The 18,043-nt window shown below is 66.0% G+C and carries 19 protein-coding genes; 5 read left to right on the top strand and 14 right to left on the bottom strand.

Going from position 1 to position 18,043, the window contains the following annotated elements; all coding sequences use genetic code 11:
- Positions 1-158: 158 nt before the first annotated feature.
- Both BM190_RS14430 and BM190_RS14435 read right to left on the bottom strand, forming a co-directional pair.
- Positions 159-1,304: a DUF4175 family protein gene (locus BM190_RS14430; RefSeq protein ID WP_092255681.1), complete on the bottom strand. Its 1,146-nt coding sequence runs from the start codon at positions 1,302-1,304 to the stop codon at positions 159-161.
- Positions 1,292-3,241 (bottom strand): TIGR02302 family protein, encoded by a 1,950-nt coding sequence (locus tag BM190_RS14435; RefSeq protein ID WP_092255683.1) that lies wholly within the window; start codon positions 3,239-3,241, stop codon positions 1,292-1,294. The genes BM190_RS14430 and BM190_RS14435 overlap by 13 nt, the downstream gene beginning before the upstream one ends.
- 165 nt (positions 3,242-3,406) lie before the next feature.
- Here BM190_RS14435 and BM190_RS14440 point away from each other — a divergent pair, with 165 nt between their 5' ends.
- Both BM190_RS14440 and BM190_RS14445 read left to right on the top strand, forming a co-directional pair.
- Positions 3,407-3,790: a carboxymuconolactone decarboxylase family protein gene (locus BM190_RS14440; RefSeq protein ID WP_018316258.1), complete on the top strand. Its 384-nt coding sequence runs from the start codon at positions 3,407-3,409 to the stop codon at positions 3,788-3,790.
- A gap of 229 nt (positions 3,791-4,019) precedes the next feature.
- Positions 4,020-4,910: an NAD(P)-dependent oxidoreductase gene (locus tag BM190_RS14445; protein ID WP_092255685.1), complete on the top strand. Its 891-nt coding sequence runs from the start codon at positions 4,020-4,022 to the stop codon at positions 4,908-4,910.
- A gap of 103 nt (positions 4,911-5,013) precedes the next feature.
- Here BM190_RS14445 and lysA read toward each other — a convergent pair whose 3' ends face one another.
- The 3 genes from lysA to argH form a co-directional block, all read right to left on the bottom strand.
- On the bottom strand, positions 5,014-6,279 hold the full coding sequence (gene lysA, locus BM190_RS14450; protein WP_092255688.1) for a diaminopimelate decarboxylase: 1,266 nt from the start codon (positions 6,277-6,279) through the stop codon (positions 5,014-5,016).
- Positions 6,280-6,302: 23 nt separating this feature from the next.
- Positions 6,303-6,596, bottom strand: a complete 294-nt coding sequence (gene lptM / locus BM190_RS14455; RefSeq protein ID WP_026201636.1) for an LPS translocon maturation chaperone LptM — start codon at positions 6,594-6,596, stop codon at positions 6,303-6,305.
- Between the two features lie 95 nt (positions 6,597-6,691).
- Positions 6,692-8,089 carry an argininosuccinate lyase gene (argH, locus tag BM190_RS14460; RefSeq protein WP_092255689.1) on the bottom strand — a complete coding sequence of 466 codons (1,398 nt, stop codon included), beginning with the start codon at positions 8,087-8,089 and terminating at the stop codon, positions 6,692-6,694.
- Positions 8,090-8,190: 101 nt separating this feature from the next.
- Between argH and tlpA the strand changes: the two genes are divergently transcribed.
- Positions 8,191-8,856 (top strand): thiol:disulfide interchange protein TlpA, encoded by a 666-nt coding sequence (tlpA, locus tag BM190_RS14465; protein WP_092255692.1) that lies wholly within the window; start codon positions 8,191-8,193, stop codon positions 8,854-8,856.
- Positions 8,857-8,861: 5 nt separating this feature from the next.
- On the opposite strand, the gene BM190_RS14470 is transcribed toward tlpA, so the two are convergent.
- The 6 genes from BM190_RS14470 to BM190_RS14495 all read right to left on the bottom strand — a co-directional run bounded on the left by BM190_RS14470 (position 8,862) and on the right by BM190_RS14495 (position 12,982).
- Positions 8,862-9,056 carry a hypothetical protein gene (locus BM190_RS14470; RefSeq protein WP_018316264.1) on the bottom strand — a complete coding sequence of 65 codons (195 nt, stop codon included), beginning with the start codon at positions 9,054-9,056 and terminating at the stop codon, positions 8,862-8,864.
- Positions 9,057-9,235: 179 nt separating this feature from the next.
- The gene (locus BM190_RS14475; RefSeq protein ID WP_026201637.1) at positions 9,236-10,117 is read right to left on the bottom strand and encodes a 3-hydroxybutyryl-CoA dehydrogenase; all 882 of its coding nucleotides are present in this window, start codon (positions 10,115-10,117) and stop codon (positions 9,236-9,238) included.
- A 210-nt stretch (positions 10,118-10,327) separates the two neighbouring features.
- Entirely contained in the window at positions 10,328-11,272 is a 945-nt protein-coding gene (locus BM190_RS14480) for an electron transfer flavoprotein subunit alpha/FixB family protein (protein ID WP_018316266.1), read from the bottom strand.
- Positions 11,272-12,021, bottom strand: a complete 750-nt coding sequence (locus BM190_RS14485) for an electron transfer flavoprotein subunit beta/FixA family protein (RefSeq protein WP_018316267.1) — start codon at positions 12,019-12,021, stop codon at positions 11,272-11,274. The genes BM190_RS14480 and BM190_RS14485 overlap by 1 nt, the downstream gene beginning before the upstream one ends.
- Before the next feature lie 127 nt (positions 12,022-12,148).
- Entirely contained in the window at positions 12,149-12,721 is a 573-nt protein-coding gene (locus BM190_RS14490) for a cob(I)yrinic acid a,c-diamide adenosyltransferase (protein ID WP_092255695.1), read from the bottom strand.
- A 66-nt stretch (positions 12,722-12,787) separates the two neighbouring features.
- Complete coding sequence (locus BM190_RS14495; RefSeq protein WP_018316269.1) at positions 12,788-12,982, bottom strand: twin transmembrane helix small protein; 195 nt, start codon at positions 12,980-12,982, stop codon at positions 12,788-12,790.
- 233 nt (positions 12,983-13,215) lie between these two features.
- Here BM190_RS14495 and BM190_RS14500 point away from each other — a divergent pair, with 233 nt between their 5' ends.
- The gene (locus tag BM190_RS14500; protein ID WP_026201638.1) at positions 13,216-14,109 is read left to right on the top strand and encodes a YihY/virulence factor BrkB family protein; all 894 of its coding nucleotides are present in this window, start codon (positions 13,216-13,218) and stop codon (positions 14,107-14,109) included.
- Here the strand turns inward: BM190_RS14500 and BM190_RS14505 are convergent.
- Both BM190_RS14505 and gluQRS read right to left on the bottom strand, forming a co-directional pair.
- Entirely contained in the window at positions 14,036-15,316 is a 1,281-nt protein-coding gene (locus BM190_RS14505) for an ATP-binding protein (protein WP_092255698.1), read from the bottom strand. The genes BM190_RS14500 and BM190_RS14505 overlap by 74 nt on opposite strands.
- A gap of 104 nt (positions 15,317-15,420) precedes the next feature.
- On the bottom strand, positions 15,421-16,293 hold the full coding sequence (gene gluQRS, locus BM190_RS14510; protein WP_092255965.1) for a tRNA glutamyl-Q(34) synthetase GluQRS: 873 nt from the start codon (positions 16,291-16,293) through the stop codon (positions 15,421-15,423).
- A 122-nt stretch (positions 16,294-16,415) separates the two neighbouring features.
- Here gluQRS and BM190_RS14515 point away from each other — a divergent pair, with 122 nt between their 5' ends.
- Entirely contained in the window at positions 16,416-17,069 is a 654-nt protein-coding gene (locus BM190_RS14515) for a DNA-3-methyladenine glycosylase family protein (RefSeq protein ID WP_092255701.1), read from the top strand.
- 31 nt (positions 17,070-17,100) lie between these two features.
- Here the strand turns inward: BM190_RS14515 and BM190_RS14520 are convergent, their stop codons facing one another.
- Positions 17,101-17,988 (bottom strand): LysR family transcriptional regulator, encoded by an 888-nt coding sequence (locus BM190_RS14520; protein WP_092255703.1) that lies wholly within the window; start codon positions 17,986-17,988, stop codon positions 17,101-17,103.
- Positions 17,989-18,043 lie beyond the last annotated feature (55 nt).

Raw genomic sequence — 18,043 nt, forward strand, 5'->3', positions numbered from 1 at the left:
GAGGCGCGAGCCGTGCGGCGCAACGCGCTGCATGGGGTGCCTCGAAGGATGTACGGCCCCGATGTAGCCGATCCAGCCGGGCCGTCGCCCTTCGAGGCTCGCCGAAGAGGCGAGCACCTCAGGGTGACGGTGATAGATAGGGCACGTACTGGGCCGCCTCAAAAATCCTTCAGCAGCCGCTCGATGTAGTCGAGCTCGATCTGCGGACGCGAGCTGTCGCCGAGGCGGCGGCGGAGCTCTTCGAGGATGCGGCGGACGCGCTGGGCGTCGATCTCGCCCGGGATCTTGACGGTGTAGTCGTCGCTGAGATCGCGGCCATGAAGCGGGCGCCCGAGCGGATCGGTCTGGTTGCCGCCGCTCTGCTGACGGCCGGCCCGATTGCCGGGACCATCGCCCTGCCCGTCGCCATCGCCCTGCTGCATCGCCTCGGCCATCTTCTGCGCGCCCTTGCGCATCGCGTCGAGAGCCTTGCCCTGCGAATCCACGGCACCGTCGGCATTGCCTTCACCGAGCTTCGAGCCGGCATCACCCATGGCACCGTCGGCGGCGTCGAGGCTGCCGTCGTCATCACCCTGATCGCCGTCCTGATCGCCGCTCTGGCCCGGGTCGCCCTGCTGGCCTTTCTGACCCTGCTGCCCTTTTTGACCCTTTTGTCCCTTCTGTGCGAGGCCGCGCTTGGCGAGCTCGTCCTGCAGCTTCTTCAGGCGATCGCGCAGCGACTGCTGATCCTGCTGCAGGTCCGACATCGACTGGTCGCCCTGCTGCTTGCCACGCGAGCGGTCACGCCGGGAATCCTGGCCCTGCTTGAAAGTCTTGTCGCGCAACTGCTGCTGCTTGCGGATCATGTCGCTGAGCTCGTTCAGCGCCTGCTCCATGTCGCTCTCGCCGGATTGCCCGGGCTGCGCCATCTGGAGATTTTCCATGATCTGCGCGAGCTGCTCGAGCATGCGCTGGGCCGCCTCTTTATTGCCCTCGCGCGCCGCCTTCTCGATCTGCCGCAGCAGGTCGTCCAGATCGCGCTGCGTGATGACGGAACGATCGCGATTGGAAGACTGGCTTCTTTCCGTGGCGCGCTTGTATTCCTCGAGCTTCTGAATGGCGTCGGACTGGTTGCTCAGGCTCTTCCCAGATTCCTTCTGCCTGAGGCTGTCGCCGGATTCCTGCATCGCCTTTTCCGCGCTGTCGAGCAGCGCATCGGGATCCTGATCCAGCTGTGCGGCGGCCGGCGAGACGCCGCCCAACAGCAAGGCGAGGCAGGCGATCGACATCACCTTCAAGACTGGCACGGGTGCTAGCTTCCGCATTTCCGGTCCCGCGTAAACTGGTTGGTCCTGTCGTCCCCCGCCTTGTTGGCACGGTTGTTCGCCGACTTGCGATAGGCCTGAAGCTGCTCGCGCAAGACGTCCTGCTGCTGCGCCAGCTCGGCGAGCTGCTCGGGCGTCGCGTGCTGGGTCTTTTGTCGCAGCTCGACGGCCTTGTCGAGGATGAGCTGGACCTCCGCCGGGAACGGCTGCCGGGCGCCGAGCGGATTCTGCTCGGCGCGGCGGGCGAGATCGCGCACCTTGCCGGCCATGGCCTCGCGCAGCTTCTGCGTCAGCACCCTGAGCTCGTCCTCGCTGGCGCCGCGGTCCAGCGCCGCCTTGAGCGCGTCCTGCGCCGAGCGCAGCGCGGCGTTGACGCTGCCGGCGACGCCGTCGTCCTCGATGGTCGTCGCGAAGGCCCACATGCTCGCCACCACGTTGCGCAGCGCATCGTCGGTGCGGGCAGCCTCGAGCTGGCTCGCGAGGCTGCGGAGGCCGAGATAGCAGCCGGCATCCGGCGTGAACAATTCGGGTGCGATCATCAGCGCGTCGAGCGCGGTGTAGACGTCCGAATTCCTGTTGGCGTCGAGCGCGAGGATGCGGCGCTGCTCGATCAGCGCGCGTGCGAGCGAGTTGGTGAACAGGCGCTCGGGCAGGCGCATGTTGAAGGGTTCGCTCCTGGCCTCGTTGCCGGCCTCGTCCTTGGCGGTGAGCGTCAGCGTGACGTCGGCGCCGGCATAGGGGTCCTCGCTGAGATCCTTCACTGTCTGGCCGACGCCGTTGCGGGTGCGCGCGTTCGGCAGCACGAGCGGGAATTGCGGCGGCTGGAACAGCGGCCGCGCCGCGGCCTTGCCGTCGGAATCCTTGCTGCCATCCTTGCTACCATCCCTGGCGTCGGCGGGGCGCAGGGCAATGTGGGCATCCCCGCCGGTCACGCCGTAATCGTCCTCGATCTTGTAGGAGAGCTGGAGCCCGCCGCGCGCCTGGCGCTCGGGATCCTTGGCGAGCGCGATCGTCGGTGCACGGTCCGGCGTTGCCGCAAACGCCCATTGCGGCTGGCCGGAGGGCGCGCGGACATGCGCGGTGCCATCTGCCGTGATGGTGAAATGCTTCTCGTTGGTGCCCTTGGGCGCGGCCTCCGCGGGAGCAACCTCCTTGAGGCCGCCGGAGACAACGACATCCAGGCTGCCGCCGGAGGAGCGTACGATCAGGGTCGAGCCGGCGGGAACGGCAAGCGGGCCGGCGGCGGGCAGCGCCGCGGCCTCCTTGTTGGCGGCCGACAGGATGACCGGCGGCTTGCCGGTATAGAGCGGCGGAGTGACCCAGGCATCGACGCGAACATTAGCCGGCGCCAGCACGCCGTTCCAGTCGAAGGCGGCCCCGAGCCGCATCGCGCGCTCGTCGCCGGCGGCGAAGAAGGTCGCGACCAGCATCACCATGACCAGCGCGCGCAGCGCCCAGGGATCATGCAGCGCGAGCCGCGGATGCGGCAGCCCGGCGCGGATGCGCTTGAGCGAGGCCAGCGTACGCTCGCGCTGCGCCTGCCACAGCGCCTGTGCGACCGGGTCCTGCGAGGACAGCGTGTCCGTCAGCGTCGTGGCCGGGCGATGACGGATGCCGGAGCCACGATCGAGCCGGCTGAGCGCCTCCTCGCGGCTCGGCCAGCGGAAGCGAATCAAGGGAAACAGGACGGCAATTGCGATGCCGGCGAAAACAACGAGACCGATGGCACGGGCAACGAACGGCAGCGCCAGCCAGAGGCCGGCCCAGGACACCACCAGGAACAGGCCGACGACGGTCAGCAGCCGCGCCAAATTCGGCCAGGCACGCTCCCACGCGATGGCATAAATGGCCCGATCGAGGGCCTGCGCCAGCTTCAGCCGCGACAGAGCATCGCCGTTGCGGATCGGGTCTGACGGGTCGGGGGTGACGCCGTTCAATCAACTCTCCAGGTTGCCCGGTAGAGAAGCCTATCACAACGGCAGCACTGAGGCATCCGTTCCGGTACGGGAGACACCCCTTTTCCCGCATAACACGAGGACGTGACTGGCCCGCTGCAACCCCGTAATTTCCGCGCCGCCCCGAGGGAGACGAGAGGAAACGCCATGGACAAGAAGATGCACGACAAGGGCCTGGAAGTCCGCAAAGCGGTGCTGGGCGAGGCCTATGTCAACAACGCCCTGAAGAATGTCGACGACTTCAACCGCCCGTTCCAGGAGATGCTGAACGAGTATTGCTGGGGCACGGTGTGGGGCCGCGAGGAGCTGCCGCGCAAGACCCGCAGCATGCTCAACATCGCCATGATCGCGATCCTCAACCGCCAGCACGAGTTTCGCGCGCATCTGAAGGGCGCGCTGACCAATGGCGTCAGCCGCGAGGAGATCCGCGAGATCCTGATGCAGGTGGCGATCTATGGCGGCATGCCCGCCGCAGTCGACAGCTTCCGCATCGCGCGCGAGGTGTTTGCGGAGATCGACGGCAAGGCGTGAGATGCAGCGCCAATCTCCGCTGTCGTCCCGGACAAGCGCAGTGAAGCGGAGCGTAGATCCGGGACCCATCACCACAGGGAGATGTGGTTAAGGGGACTCGGAGTAACCGCTTCGGCATAACAACTCCTCCCTGGGATTATGGGTCCCGGATCGGTGCGCGCTTTGGGCGCGCTTGTCCGGCACGACAGCGAGGATGGAGCAACAACAACAACAACCAAAAGGAAACACCATGGACATCGGATTCATCGGGCTCGGAAACATGGGTTTCCCGATGGCACGGCGGCTGATCGAGGCGGGACACCGGCTCGTCGTGTTCGACACGCGCAAGGAGGTGACGGGCAAGCTCGTAGCACTCGGCGCTAAGCCAGCGACATCGCCGAAGGACGTCGCCGATCAGGTCGAGACCGTGATGGCAAGCCTGCCCTCGCTGCAAGCCTCGCTCGAAGTCGCAACGGGAGCGAACGGCGTGATCGAGGGCCGCCGGGCAAAACGCTTCGTCGATCTCTCCACCGTCGGCTCGGCGATGGCCGTGAAGATTCACGACCTGCTCACCAAGCGCAACATCGTGCAGATCGACTGCCCCGTCTCCGGCGGCGTCGGCGGCGCCGAGAAGGGCACGCTGGCGGTGATGGTCTCTGGGCCGAGAGCGGAATTCGAGCTGCTCAAGCCCGCGCTCGACGTGATCGGAAAGGTGTTCTTCATCGGCGAGAAGCCCGGCGCCGCGCAGACCATGAAGCTCGCCAACAATTTCCTGTCGGCCACCGCGATCGTGGCGACGTCGGAAGCCGTGGTGATGGGCGTGAAGGCCGGGCTCGATCCCGCCGTGATGATCGACGTCATCAACGCCGGCTCCGGCATGAACACGGCGAGCCGCGACAAGTTTCCGCGCGCCGTGCTGCCGCGCAGTTTCGATTTCGGTTTCGCCACGGGATTGATGGTGAAGGACGTCCGGCTGGCGCTGGAGGAGATGAAGCAGCTCGGCCTGTCGATGGAGGTCGCGGACGCGGTCGGGCGGTTGTGGGAGACCGTGATCAGCGCAGAAGGCGCCGAGTCCGATTTCACCGCGGCGATAAAGCCGATCGAGAAGAAGGCGGGGGTGGTGGTGGGCGAAAAAAAATAACGCCAAACCCGTAGCCCGGATGGAGCGCAGCGTAATCCGGGGTTGTTACGGCTCGGCGAGAACCCGGATTTCGCTGCGCTCCATCCGAGCTACGATCACTGTCTCACAGCCACGGCGCGGGCGTATCCATCGCGATCAGCTGCTCGACCTCGATGCGCGGGCGGACCACGGCGTACTGATCGTCCTTCACCAGCACCTCCGGCACCAGCGGGCGGGTGTTGTAGGTACCGGCCTGCACCGCGCCATAGGCGCCGGCGGTCATGATGGCGATGAGATCGCCGGGCGCCGGCGTCGGCAGCGTGCGGTCGAGCGCGAGATAGTCGCCGGTCTCGCAGACCGGGCCGACGACGTCGGCCATGATGGTGGCGGCGCCCTTGGTGGGCTGCTTCACCGGCAGGATGTCGTGATGCGCCTCGTACAGCGTCGGGCGGATCAGGTCGTTCATGGCGGCGTCGATGATGACGAAATTCTTGCCGTCGCCGTGCTTCACATAGATCACCTTGGCGACCAGGATGCCGGCATTGCCGACGATCATGCGGCCCGGCTCGAACATCAGCGTGCAGCCGAGATTGTGGCTGACGCGCTTGACCATGGCGGCATAGGCCGCCGGCGCCGGCGGCGCCTCGCGGTCCATGTAATAGGGAATGCCGAGGCCGCCGCCGAAATCGACATGGGAGATGTTGTGGCCGTCGGCGCGCAGCGTCTGCACGAATTCGGAGAGGATGCGGAAGGCGGTCTCCATGCCGGAGAGGTCAGTGATCTGGCTGCCGATGTGCACGTCGGTGCCCGTCACCTCGATGCCCGGGAGTTTCGCGGCACGGGCATAGACCTCTCGCGCATGCACGATCGGGATGCCGAACTTGTTCTCGGACTTGCCGGTCGAGATCTTGGCGTGGGTGCCGGCGTCGACATCGGGATTGACGCGCAGCGAGACGCGCGCGGTCTTGCCCGTCTCGGTCGCCAGGCGCGACAGCAGCTCGAGCTCGGGCTCGGATTCGACGTTGAGACAGAGGATGTCGGCGGCGAGCGCGGCGCGCAGCTCCTGTTCGGTCTTGCCGACACCGGAGAACAGGATCTTGCTTGGCGGAATGCCGGCGGCGAGCGCGCGCTTCAACTCACCGCCGGAGACCACGTCGGCGCCGGCGCCGAGCTTGGCGAGCGTGCGCAGCACCGACTGGTTCGAGTTCGCCTTCATGGCGTAGCAGACCAGCACCTTCTCGCCGGCGAAGGCATCGGTGAAGACGCGATAGTGCCGCTCCAGCGTCGCGGTCGAATAGCAATAGAACGGCGTGCCGACGGTTGCGGCCAGCTCGGACAGGTTCACCGCCTCGGCGTGCAGCACGCCGTTGCGATAGTCGAAATGGTTCATGACGCAGGCTCGGTTGTCCCGGCTTATTTCTTGCCGGGAGGTTCGTCCAACAGCGGGTCGAGAATAAACGGTTTTTTCCTACCCTTGGCCGCCGCGGGTGCGGCATCCGCACCGGAGGTTGGGTCGAAGAGGCTCGGCGTCTTCTGGGCTGCGGTCTCGGTGTCGGTCGGAGCTGCGACGTTGCCCGTTGGCGCGTTGGAGGCGGTCGGCGGCAAATCCAGCGGACCCTTGCGGCCGCAGCCGGCAAGCGCGAGCGCCGTCAGGCTCAAGACAATGATGGCCCACCCCGAGCCGGCCGGGCGAAACTTTGACGTCACGACGAAATTCCCCACTACGCGGGGCGCACCATACAGAGATTGGCGCGCTCTGGCGAGAGCCGGATGACCATGAAACATAAGCGAAATTTTGCCCCTCAGCCCAATTTTCGCTCTTTTTCCAGCCGCTTCGCCCAGGCCTTGGCCTGCGACGTCACGTTCTTCGGCGCGGTGCCGCCGAAGCTGGTGCGGCTCTTCACCGACGATTCGACCGAGAGCACGCCGAGCACGTCCTTGGTGATCTTGGGCTCGATCGCCTGCATCTCCTTGAGCGGCAGCTCGTGCAGGGCGACGCCACCCTCGGCGGCCTTGGCGACGATACGGCCGGTGACGTGATGGGCGTCGCGGAACGGCATTTTCAGCGTCCGCACCAGCCAGTCGGCGAGATCGGTCGCGGTGGAATAGCCCTCGCCTGCAGCAAGCTTCATCTTGGCTTCGTCAGGCACGAGATCGCGAACCATGCCGGTCATGGCGCGGATCGCCAGCGACAGCGCGGCAAAGCCCTCCATGGCGCCCTGCTTGTCCTCCTGCATGTCCTTTTGATAGGCGAGCGGCAGGCCCTTCATCACGATCAACAGGCCGTTGAGCGCGCCGATGACGCGGCCGGTCTTGGCGCGCACCAGTTCGGCGGCATCCGGATTGCGCTTCTGCGGCATGATCGAGGAGCCGGTCGTGAACTTGTCGCTGAGCCGGATCATGCCGACCAGCGGCGAGGTCCAGATCACGATCTCCTCGGCAAAGCGCGACATGTGCACGGCGCAGATCGAGGCCGCCGACAATGCCTCCAGCACGAAGTCGCGGTCGGAGACGGCATCGAGCGAGTTCGCCATCGGACGGTCGAAGAGAAGCGCCTTCGCGGTGGCGTGGCGGTCGATCGGGAACGAGGTGCCGGCCAGCGCGGCGGCGCCGAGCGGGGATTCATTCAGCCGCTTGCGCGCATCCTGGAAGCGGCCGCGATCGCGCGCGGCCATCTCGACATAGGCGAGCAGATGATGGCCGAAGGTCACGGGCTGCGCGGTCTGCAGATGGGTGAAGCCGGGCATCACGGTTGCGGCATGCTCCAGCGCGCGATTGACCAGCGCGGCCTGGAACGCGGCGAGCGCCGCGTCGGTTTCGTCGATGATGTCACGGACGTAGAGACGGAAATCGGTCGCGACCTGGTCGTTGCGCGAGCGCGCGGTGTGCAGGCGGCCGGCGGCGGGGCCGATCAACTCGGACAAGCGGCTCTCGACATTCATGTGAATGTCCTCGAGCGCGCGCTTGAACTCGAAGCCGCCCTTGCCGATCTCTGACAAAATCGTGTCTAGACCCTTGCCGATATTTTTCGCATCAGAACCCGTGATGATGCCCTTCGCGGCAAGCATCGCAGCGTGGGCCTTGGACGCGGCTATGTCCTGGGCGAAGAGGTGACGATCGACGTCGATGGAGACGTTGATCTCTTCCATGATCTCGTCGGGACGTTCCGAGAACCGGCCGCCCCACATCTTGTTGCTCATGATCCCCTGCTCACGCCTTGATTTGCCGCACGTTTGCTGGCCGCCGCCAGCCGTATTAAGAGGCCCCTGATAGCCATATCTGCGACCGGATGACAAACGATATGCTCGACAAGACGCCCTCCGCCACGCGCCGGGTCCCCCTCGTCATCGCCACCGTGGCGGTCGTAGGGCTGGCCGGCTTCGCCGCGCTGTACGGACTGGGCCTGAGCCGGGCCCCATCAGGCGATCCGGCCTGCCGGGCGGCGGTGGCTACGGCGCAAAAGATCGCCCCGCTGGCCCATGGCGAGGTGGCGGCGCTGACCATGGCGAGCGCGCCGCTGAAGCTGCCCGACCTCGCCTTCGAGGATGCCGACGGCAAGCCGAAAAAGCTGTCCGATTTCCGCGGCAAGACGCTGCTGGTGAACCTCTGGGCCACCTGGTGCGTGCCCTGCCGGAAGGAAATGCCGGCGCTGGACGAACTCCAGGGCAAGCTGTCGGGCCCGAATTTCGAGGTGGTGGCGATCAATATCGACACTCGCGACCCCGAGAAGCCGAAGACTTTCCTGAAAGAGGCCAATCTGGCCCGGCTCAGCTATTTCAGCGATCAGAAAGCCAAGGTTTTTCAGGATCTTAAGGCCGTAGGCCGGGCGCTCGGCATGCCCACCTCGGTGCTGGTCGATCCGCAAGGCTGCGAGATTGCGACGATCGCGGGGCCGGCGGAATGGGCGAGCGAGGACGCGCTCAAGCTGATCCGGGCGGCGACCGGCAAGGCCGCCGCAGCGCTCTAGGATTTTCAGGCGGTGATGTTGAGATTGCCGCCGACGCCGGCACCGACATTGGCCAGCGAGGGCTGACCCGCACCGAGCAGCGTCAGGACGGTGGATTTCTCCATATCCGCGTTCTGCTTGGTCAGCGTCGCCGCAATATTCGACTGCAGCGCGCCTTGCTGAGCGGCCAGCATGGTGCTGACCATTGCCATCATGTCCATTACGCGAACCCTCTTACCGGCTGCAGCCTAGGCGCGAGGGGTTAACGCGACATGAATCGACACAGGATAGGTGCCGTAGGGTGGGCAAAGGCGGACTTGCCGCCGTGCCCACCACCTCACCATGGTCGCGAAAAATGCGTGGGCACGCTTCGCTTTGCCCACCCTACGGCACCGCCGCCTTAGCGCGTCGGAACCGGCTTGGCGCCGCGGTAGTCGTAGAAGCCGCGCTGGGTCTTGCGGCCGAGCCAGCCGGCCTCGACGTATTTCACCAGCAGCGGGCACGGGCGGTACTTGGAATCGGCCAGCCCCTCATGCAGCACCTGCATGATCGAGAGGCAGGTATCGAGGCCGATGAAATCGGCGAGCTCCAGCGGGCCCATCGGATGGTGCGCGCCAAGCTTCATGGCCGCGTCGATCGCCTCGACATTTCCGACGCCTTCATACAGCGTGTAGATCGCCTCGTTGATCATCGGCAGCAGGATGCGGTTGACGATGAAGGCCGGGAAATCCTCGGACACCGCGACCTGCTTGCCGAGCTTGGCGACGAATTCCTTGGACGCCTCGAAGGTCTGGTCGTCGGTGGCGATGCCGCGGATCAACTCCACCAGCTCCATCAGCGGCACCGGATTCATGAAGTGAATGCCGATGAAGCGCTCGGGCCGGTCGGTGGCGGCGGCAAGCCGGGTGATCGAGATCGAGGACGTGTCGGAGGCGACGATCGCCTCGGGCTTCAACACGGCGCAGAGCTCGTGGAAGATCTTGCGCTTGACCTCTTCCTTCTCGACCGCGGTCTCGATCACGAGATCGCAATCGGCGAGGTCGTCCAGCTTCTCGGCGGACGTGATGCGCGCCATCGCCTTGGCCTTGTCGTCCTCGGAGACGGCCTTCTTGGAGACCTGGCGCGCCAGATTACCGTTGATGGTGGCCATGCCCGACTTGAGGCGATCAACCGAAACGTCGTTGAGCACCACGTCGAAACCGGCCAGCGCCGCAACATGCGCGATGCCATTGCCCATCTGACCCGCGCCGATCACGCCGACCTTCTTGATCACTGCCGCCATCTTGTCATCCACCGGAACGGCGCGCGACGAGCGCGCCTGCCTATCCCCCGAGCCGGGAGGTCTGATTTGATCAGAAGCTTGATTTAATCAGAACCCGGGCTCGAAACCTAGATTGGATCGCTTCGAAGGCGTGCCCCACGCCAAAGAAAACGCTTCAGAAATGAAACACCGGCCGGAGTTTATGCCTCCGGCCGGTGTTTTTGGCGTCTTTTACTTGCCGAGCTTGCCGAGTTCGGCCGTCAGCTCCGGAACCGCCTGGTAGAGATCGGCGACCAGGCCGTAATCGGCAACCTGGAAGATCGGCGCGTCCTCGTCCTTGTTGATCGCGACGATCACCTTGGAGTCCTTCATGCCGGCCAGATGCTGGATGGCGCCGGAAATGCCGACGGCGACATAGAGCTCGGGCGCCACCACCTTGCCGGTCTGGCCGACCTGCCAGTCGTTCGGGGCGTAGCCGGCGTCCACCGCCGCGCGCGAGGCACCGACACCGGCCCCAAGCTTGTCAGCGAGCGGCTCGATGTACTTGGCAAAATTCTCGCGGCTCTGCATGGCGCGGCCACCGGAGACGATGATCTTGGCCGAGGTCAGCTCGGGACGGTCGCTCTTGGCGACCTCCTCGCCGATGAAGGACGACAGGGCCGGATCGGCCGCCGCCGCGACGGTCTCGACCGCCGCGCTGCCGCCCTCGCCGGCTGCGGCGAAGGTCGAGGTCCGCACCGTGATGACCTTCTTGGCGTCCTTGGACTTCACCGTCTGGATGGCGTTACCGGCATAGATCGGACGCTCATAGGTGTCGGGGGCGACCACCTTGATGATCTCCGAGACCTGCATGACGTCGAGCAGGGCGGCGACGCGCGGCATCACGTTCTTGAAGCGCGAGGTCGCGGGCGCGACGATCGCATCGTAGCCGGAGGCCAGCGAAACGATCAGCGCGGCCAGCGGCTCGGCGAGATCGTGGGCGTAGAGCTCGCCGTCGGCGAGCAGCACCTTCTTGACGCCGGCAAGCTTGGCAGCGGCATCCGCCGCGGCCTTGGCGTTCTGGCCGGCAACGAGGACCTCGACGTCCGCGCCGAGCGCGGCGGCCGCGGTCAGGGCCTTGTTGGTCGCATCCTTGAGCGACGCATTGTCGTGTTCGGCAATCAGCAGCGTCGTCATCAGAGCACCCCGGCTTCGTTCTTGAGTTTCGACACCAGCTCGGCGACGTCTTTGACCTTGACGCCCGCCTTGCGGCCGGCCGGCTCCGTCGTCTTGACGACCTCGAGACGCGGAGCGACGTCGACGCCGTAATCGGCGACGGTCTTGTCGGCGATCGGCTTCTTCTTGGCCTTCATGATGTTCGGCAGCGAGGCATAGCGCGGCTCGTTGAGACGCAGATCGGTGGTGACGATCGTCGGTCCCTTCAGCTTCACGGTCTGGAGACCGCCATCGACTTCGCGGGTGACCTTGAAGTCAGAACCTTCGACCTCGAGCTTCGAAGCGAACGTCGCCTGCGACCAGCCGAGCAACGCAGCCAGCATCTGGCCGGTCTGGTTGCTGTCGTCGTCGATCGCCTGCTTGCCGAGAATGATCAGGCCGGGCTGCTCTTCTTCCGCAACCTTCTTCAGGATCTTGGCGACCGCGAGCGGTTCGACCGTGCCCTCGGCCTTCACCAGGATGCCGCGATCGGCGCCCATGGCAAGACCCGTGCGGATCGTCTCCGACGCCTGCGCAGGTCCAATGGAAACCACCACGACTTCGGTCGCCTTGCCGGCTTCCTTCAGGCGCAGTGCTTCCTCAACCGCGATTTCGTCGAACGGGTTCATCGACATCTTGACGTTGGCGAGTTCAACGCCCGATCCATCGCCCTTGACGCGGACCTTGACGTTGTAATCGACCACCCGCTTTACCGGCACTAAGACCTTCATCGATCCTCTTTCACTCAATTTGGGAGGGGGGTTATCAACTGGCGCGGAACCTAAAGGCCTGATCTGCCCCGGTCAACGCGCGAACGAGTCTAATTTCGGCCTTCTGAAATGCAGAGGGCACGGTAGGTCAGCGGTTTTGGCCCGGAACCCAAAGCACGTCGCCGGCGCCATTCCCGTTGGCGGCCCGGCTGGCCACGAAGAGGAAGTCCGACAGGCGATTCATATATTGGATGCCAGCCGCGCTGACCTGCTCCCCGGGTTGCGCCGCCAGTTCCACGATCACCCGTTCCGCCCTGCGGCATATCGTGCGCGCCACGTGGAGATAGGCCGCAGTCGGCGTGCCGCCGGGAAGCACGAAGGAGGTCAGCGGCGCGAGCTTGTCGTTGAGCGCGTCGATGTCGCGCTCGAGCCGCTCGACCTGGCTTACCACCACCCGCAGCCGCTCCGCCTTGCCCTCACGCTCGGGCACCGCGAGGTCGGCGCCGAGATCGAACAGGTCGTTCTGGATGCGGCCCAGCATCGCGTCGAGCTCGGGCATGTCCGCGGTGTGGAGCCTGACCACGCCGATCGCGGCGTTGGTCTCGTCGACGGTGCCATAGGCCTCGATGCGCAGATCGTATTTCGGACGCCGCTCGCCGGTTCCGAGCGCTGTCGTGCCGTCGTCACCGGTTTTCGTGTAGATGCGATTCAGTACGACCATAGGAGACTCTTAATTTTGGGGCATGATCCTGTCGGAAAACCGCTTCACACTTTTCCGGATCATGCCCTACCGCCCCATCGCCCAGACCGCGAGCATCGCGATGATGATCGCCACGAATTGCAGCAGCACGCGCCAGCGCATCAGCTTCTGCGAAATGTTGGGCGAGCCGCCGCGCATCATGTTGATGAGCCCGAGCAGCAGCACCAACGCCACGGCGCCGGCTGCCGCCGGCAGGATGAAAGTCGTCAGGAGAGATGCCATTGGGGGGTGATAACACCGTGCGCGCCGGTCCGCCATGGTGCCGCGGCAGCCTCCGGCGTCATTCCGGGGCGATGCGAAGCGTCTCGCCCGGAATGACAGCGAGACGCTTCGCGAACTGGCTTTTGGGGCAAGAATATCAGATGGTATTGCGATGATTTCCGATTTGCGCCCATTGCCTATTCTCCTGACCTCTCCCTACGTGCGGGGAGAGCGGGCAGCGGTGTAGGTGCCATTTGAAAGCCATCCGCTACATTTACTGCGTCTTGGAGGATGCATTCTACACGTTCCTGGCCGACGACGGCTGGGCGATCGCGAGCCATATCGCGCTGTCGACGTTGATGGCGCTGTTCCCGTTCCTGATCGTGCTGACCTCACTCGCGGGCTTCTTCGGCTCCAAGGAACTCGCCGACCAGGCCGCCAGCCTGATGCTGCAGATCTGGCCCAAGCAGGTCGCCGATTCGATCTCGGGCGAGGTGCATGACGTGCTGACCACGACCCGCACCGGCATTCTGACGATCGGCGCGGCGCTGTCGGTCTATTTCGCCTCCAACGGCGTCGAGGCCCTCCGGGTCGCACTCAACCGCGCCTATGCGGTGGTGGAGATGCGGCGCTGGTACTGGCTGCGGCTGGAATCGATTGTCTACACGCTGATTGCTGCCTTCACCGCGCTCGCCATGGCGTTCCTGATCGTGCTCGGTCCGCTCCTGATCGAGGCGGCGCGGCGCCACATCCCGCTGTTCGTCGAATCCAACGAGAGCATCCTGACCTGGCTACGCTACGGCATCACCATCGGTGCGCTGGTGGTGGCGCTGATCATCCTGCATGCCTGGCTGCCGGCTGGACGGCGCGGCTTCTTCCAGATCCTTCCCGGCATCGTCTTCACCATCGTGGCGTCGCTGATATCAGGCATCGTGTTCGGGCAATATCTGGCGCGCTTCGCCAACAATTACGTGACCATGTATGCGGGGCTCGCCTCGGTCATCATCGCGCTGGTGTTCCTGTACTTCATCGCCGCGATCTTCGTTTACGGCGGCGAGCTCAACGCCGCGATCATCAAGTCGCGGCTTCCTCACGGCGTGTCGCTTCAAGCAGCGCAGTCGCTAGCGCCCGCGGAGACACAGGCTTGACCAGGAAGGCGTCGGCACCTGCCTCGCGCGAGGCCGCCTCGTCCTCGCCGCGGCCGGACACCCCGATGATCGGGATCTGAGCCAGCGGGGCCTCCATGGTGCGGATCCGCCTGATGGCCTCGACGCCGTCGATGCCCGGCAGCACCATATCCATCAGCACCGCATCGAACGCGCCTTGCGCCAGCCGGCCGACGGCGTCCTCGCCGCGCCCGATAAACTCGGCATGATGGCCGAGCTCAGTCAGAATCGTGTTGAGCACAACACGGCCGAACGGATTGTCCTCGACACTAAGGACGCGCAGCGCCGCGGCCACATCCGCCTCGGCTTCGCCCTTCGCCTTGCGGGATTTGCGCGGTCCCGCCGCATCGAGCGACACCGTCAGCGTGAAGGTGGCGCCACCGCCGCGGCGTGGGGCCACGGTGATGTCGCCGCCCATCGCGCGCGCCAACTGCTTGACCGAGGACAGGCCCAAGCCGGCGCCGCCGAAGCGCGAGGCGATGGTGACATTGGCCTGGGTGAACGGGCGGAACAGCCGCTTGATTTCGGCCATGGTCAGCCCGATGCCGCTGTCGGACACCGCGAAGGCGACGCCGACCCTGCCCTTCTCTTTTGGCTTGCCCTTCGCTTTGCCTTTGGCTGGACGCCAGGGCGCGACCTCGAGTGCCACGCCGCCCTGGTCGGTGAACTTCACGGCATTGTCGATCAGGTTCTCGAGCGCGGCGCGCAGGCGGACGGGATCGCCGACCACGAGGCCGGGGAGCTTGTCGGAGATCTCGACCTGGGCCTGGAGACCCTTGGCGGCGGCGCGGCCGGCCAGCGAATCCCCGGCGCTGCGGGCGAGCGTGCGCAGATCGAACAGGTCCTGCCGCAGCGTACTTCCGCCCTTTCCGGCCCCCTTGCCGGTTCGGGCGGCATCCACGAACAGCGTGGCAAGGCTCGCCAGATGCTCGGCGCCGGCCTTGATGGTGTCGGCCCAGCGCCGTTCCCGCTCGCCGAGATCGGAGGTCGCGAGCAGGTCACTGATCGCCAGAATGCCGGTCAGGGGGGTGCGGACCTCATGGGCAAAGGCGGCGAGCGCCGCCTGGACCACGTCCGGGGCGACCGCCTTGGTGCTGCGCTTGCGCAACCCGCCGGCCGTCCCGGACCGCTTCCGAGGCGGTCGCCTGGACGTCCGCGTGGTGCGCGCTGGGCGCGTTTTCGCCGCCATAAATCCCCTTCGAAGTGTCCCCTTCGAACCCCGGGCTGTCGGCCAAGCATGGCACGGCGGAACCCCCGGAGTCACGGCGGCGTTTGGCTAACCCCCAGAGAAACTTAATCTAATCCCACCAGCTGACGGATGCCGGCAGGCGTGATGCCGGCCGCGCGCAAGGCGCGCAGACCGGTCGAGCGGCTCGATTTCGACAGCTTCCGCCCCTCGCCGTCGCCAATCAGCCGGTGATGGCGGTAGGCGGGTTCGGGCAGGCCGAGCAGGACCTGGAGCAGGCGGTGGACGGCGGTGGCGTGAAACAGGTCCTGGCCACGCACGATCTCGCTGACGCCCTGGAGCGCGTCATCGACGACGACGGACAGGTGGTAGCTGGTCGGCGTCTCCTTGCGCGCCAGGATGACGTCACCCCAAGCCTCGGGCCGCGCCGGGACGGTGGCGTGCTCGCCATCGGGCCCCTCGCCCAGCTCATTCCAGGTCAGGCCGGCGACGCGCCGACAGGCGGCCGCCATGTCGAGCCGCAGCGCGTAGGGCGCGCTTGAAGCGATCAGGCGCGCCCGCGCGTCGGCAGGCAGTGATTTGGACTCGCCGGGATAAAGCGGCGCGCCGTCGGGATCACGCGGCCACGGGCCATCCGCCTCGCGCGCGGAGACGAGCTTTGCGATCTCGGCGCGGCTTTCGAAGGCGGGATAGATGAGCCCAAGCGCCGACAGCTTGTCCAGCGCGGCGCGATAATAAGCGAGATGCTCCGACTGCCGCCGCACCGGCGTCTCCCAGTTGATCCCGAGCCAGGCCAGATCCTCGTAGATCGCCGCCTCGAATTCCGGCCGGCAGCGCGTTGCATCGATGTCCTCGATCCGCAGCAACAAGCGGCCGCCAGTCTCGCGCGCGCGGTCGAAATTCAGCAGTGCGGAATAGGCGTGGCCGAGATGGAGGTGGCCGTTCGGGCTCGGGGCGAATCGGAAAACGGGTGGTGCCATCATATCAAACTCGTCATGGCCGGGCTCAGCCCGGCCATCCATCTTCCAAGTACTCTGTTACGATAGGAGATGGATGCGCGGGTCAAGCCCGCGCATGACGTCGAAGAGAGCTTGCCAATCGCATGACCATCCATCTCGAAACCCAATCCGATCTCGAAGAGGCCGTCCAAGCGCTGATCAAGCGCGATCCCCGTCTCAAACCCGTGTTCGAGATCGCAGGCATGCCGGCGCTGCGGCGGCGGGAGCCGGGTTTTGCGGGCCTTGCCCACATCGTCTGCGGCCAGCAGCTCTCGACCGCGAGCGCCGCGGCGATCTGGGGACGGTTGTCGGCGGCCTTCGATCCGTTCGACCATGACGCGGTGCGCCGCGCCCGCACTGACCGGTTGGGGCGGCTCGGCCTGTCGGCCGCCAAGATCAAGACGCTGAAGCATCTCGCGCGCGAGATCGGCGCGCAGCGGCTGAACCTCGACGTGCTCGCCGAGGAAGACGCCGACGCCGCGCATCACACGCTGATCGCGCTGCCCGGCATCGGCCCCTGGACCGCGGACGTCTATCTGTTGTTCTGCCTCGGCCATGGCGATGCCTGGCCCGCCGGCGACCTCGCCGTGCAGGAGGCTATCCGCGTCGGGCTCGGCCTTCAGGCAAGGCCGACGGAAAAGCAGATGGCGCCGCTCGCCGAGCCCTGGCGTCCCCTGCGCGGCGCGGCGGCGCATTTGTGGTGGAGCTATTATCGCGCGGTGAAGAAGCGCGAGGGCGTGCTCGCCGGCTCGGGCTAAAGAAACCGCTGCGCACTTTTCCGGATCATGCCTAGCCCCGCAGCCTCGCGCGGTCGGCCCGGGCGCATTCGGCGACGAAATCCACGACGGCGCGCACCGCCGGAAGCTCGACGAGGTCGGGATGGGCCAGCAGCCACAGGTCCGCCACGCTGGCGAGCTTTTGCGGGGCGACGCGCACGAGGTCGGGATAGCTTTCCGCGACGAAGCAGGAGAGCGCCGAGATCCCAATCCCGGCGCGAACCGCCGCCAGCATGTCCCCCTGGGAAGAGCAGCGCATCACCACCCTGGCCTGCCGGGTGACGGCGTCGCTCCAGCGCGCAAGCTGCGCATTGGACGCCTGGTCGGCGAAGCCCACGACGCTATGCTCCTTCCACTCGCCGCGCCGTTCAGGCAAGGAACGCCCCGCGGCATAATCGCGCGAGGCATAGAACCCGGTGCCAAGGCGGCCGATCTTGCGGCCGACCAGGTTTTCCTCGCCGCTGTCGAAAGGCCGCAGCACCACGTCCGCCTCACGCCGGCGCACGCTCGCCGGAAACGGGTGGGTGATGATCTCGAGCTGGACATGATCGTGCGCACGCAGGAAGGCGGGCAGGCGCGGCATCAGCCAATGCGAGGCCAGCGTCGCGCCGATCGAAAGCTTGACGATGCCGCGCGCCTTATGTCCTCCGGCCGCAACCGCGGTCTCGGCCCGCAGCGCCGCCGCCGCCATGGCCTCGGCGTGCTCGCGCAATGTCCGTCCATCCGCCGTCAGCGCCAGGCCGTCGGCGGCGCGCGCCACCAACCTGGTGCCGAGCTGAGCTTCCAGCGCCGCGATCTTGCGGCTGACGGTCGGATGGCTGGTGTGCAGCCGGCGGGCGGCGGCGGTGAAGCTTCCGGTATCGGCGACCGCGACGAAGGTCTTGCAAAGATCCCAGTCCAATCGGCACCCCCGTTCATATCTGAATGGCTATCCGTTCATTATTGAACGACCGGAG

This window comes from Bradyrhizobium sp. Rc3b, from assembly GCF_900114915.1.
GTDB lineage: Bacteria > Pseudomonadota > Alphaproteobacteria > Rhizobiales > Xanthobacteraceae > Bradyrhizobium.

Bases quoted from the DNA above. Each gene is read 5' to 3' on its own strand.
- BM190_RS14470 (WP_018316264.1), bottom strand. From the start codon at position 9,056: ATGGACATGATGGCAATGGTCAGCACCATGCTGGCCGCTCAGCAAGGC.
- BM190_RS14490 (WP_092255695.1), bottom strand. From the start codon at position 12,721: ATGGTCGTACTGAATCGCATCTACACGAAAACCGGTGACGACGGCACG.
- BM190_RS14440 (WP_018316258.1), top strand. From the start codon at position 3,407: ATGGACAAGAAGATGCACGACAAGGGCCTGGAAGTCCGCAAAGCGGTG.
- argH (WP_092255689.1), bottom strand. From the start codon at position 8,089: ATGAGCAACAAGATGTGGGGCGGCCGGTTCTCGGAACGTCCCGACGAG.
- gluQRS (WP_092255965.1), bottom strand. From the start codon at position 16,293: ATGGCACCACCCGTTTTCCGATTCGCCCCGAGCCCGAACGGCCACCTC.
- lysA (WP_092255688.1), bottom strand. From the start codon at position 6,279: ATGAACCATTTCGACTATCGCAACGGCGTGCTGCACGCCGAGGCGGTG.
- BM190_RS14515 (WP_092255701.1), top strand. From the start codon at position 16,416: ATGACCATCCATCTCGAAACCCAATCCGATCTCGAAGAGGCCGTCCAA.
- BM190_RS14485 (WP_018316267.1), bottom strand. From the start codon at position 12,021: ATGAAGGTCTTAGTGCCGGTAAAGCGGGTGGTCGATTACAACGTCAAG.
- BM190_RS14430 (WP_092255681.1), bottom strand. From the start codon at position 1,304: ATGCGGAAGCTAGCACCCGTGCCAGTCTTGAAGGTGATGTCGATCGCC.
- BM190_RS14445 (WP_092255685.1), top strand. From the start codon at position 4,020: ATGGACATCGGATTCATCGGGCTCGGAAACATGGGTTTCCCGATGGCA.
- BM190_RS14495 (WP_018316269.1), bottom strand. From the start codon at position 12,982: ATGGCATCTCTCCTGACGACTTTCATCCTGCCGGCGGCAGCCGGCGCC.
- BM190_RS14475 (WP_026201637.1), bottom strand. From the start codon at position 10,117: ATGGCGGCAGTGATCAAGAAGGTCGGCGTGATCGGCGCGGGTCAGATG.
- tlpA (WP_092255692.1), top strand. From the start codon at position 8,191: ATGCTCGACAAGACGCCCTCCGCCACGCGCCGGGTCCCCCTCGTCATC.
- BM190_RS14480 (WP_018316266.1), bottom strand. From the start codon at position 11,272: ATGACGACGCTGCTGATTGCCGAACACGACAATGCGTCGCTCAAGGAT.
- BM190_RS14505 (WP_092255698.1), bottom strand. From the start codon at position 15,316: ATGGCGGCGAAAACGCGCCCAGCGCGCACCACGCGGACGTCCAGGCGA.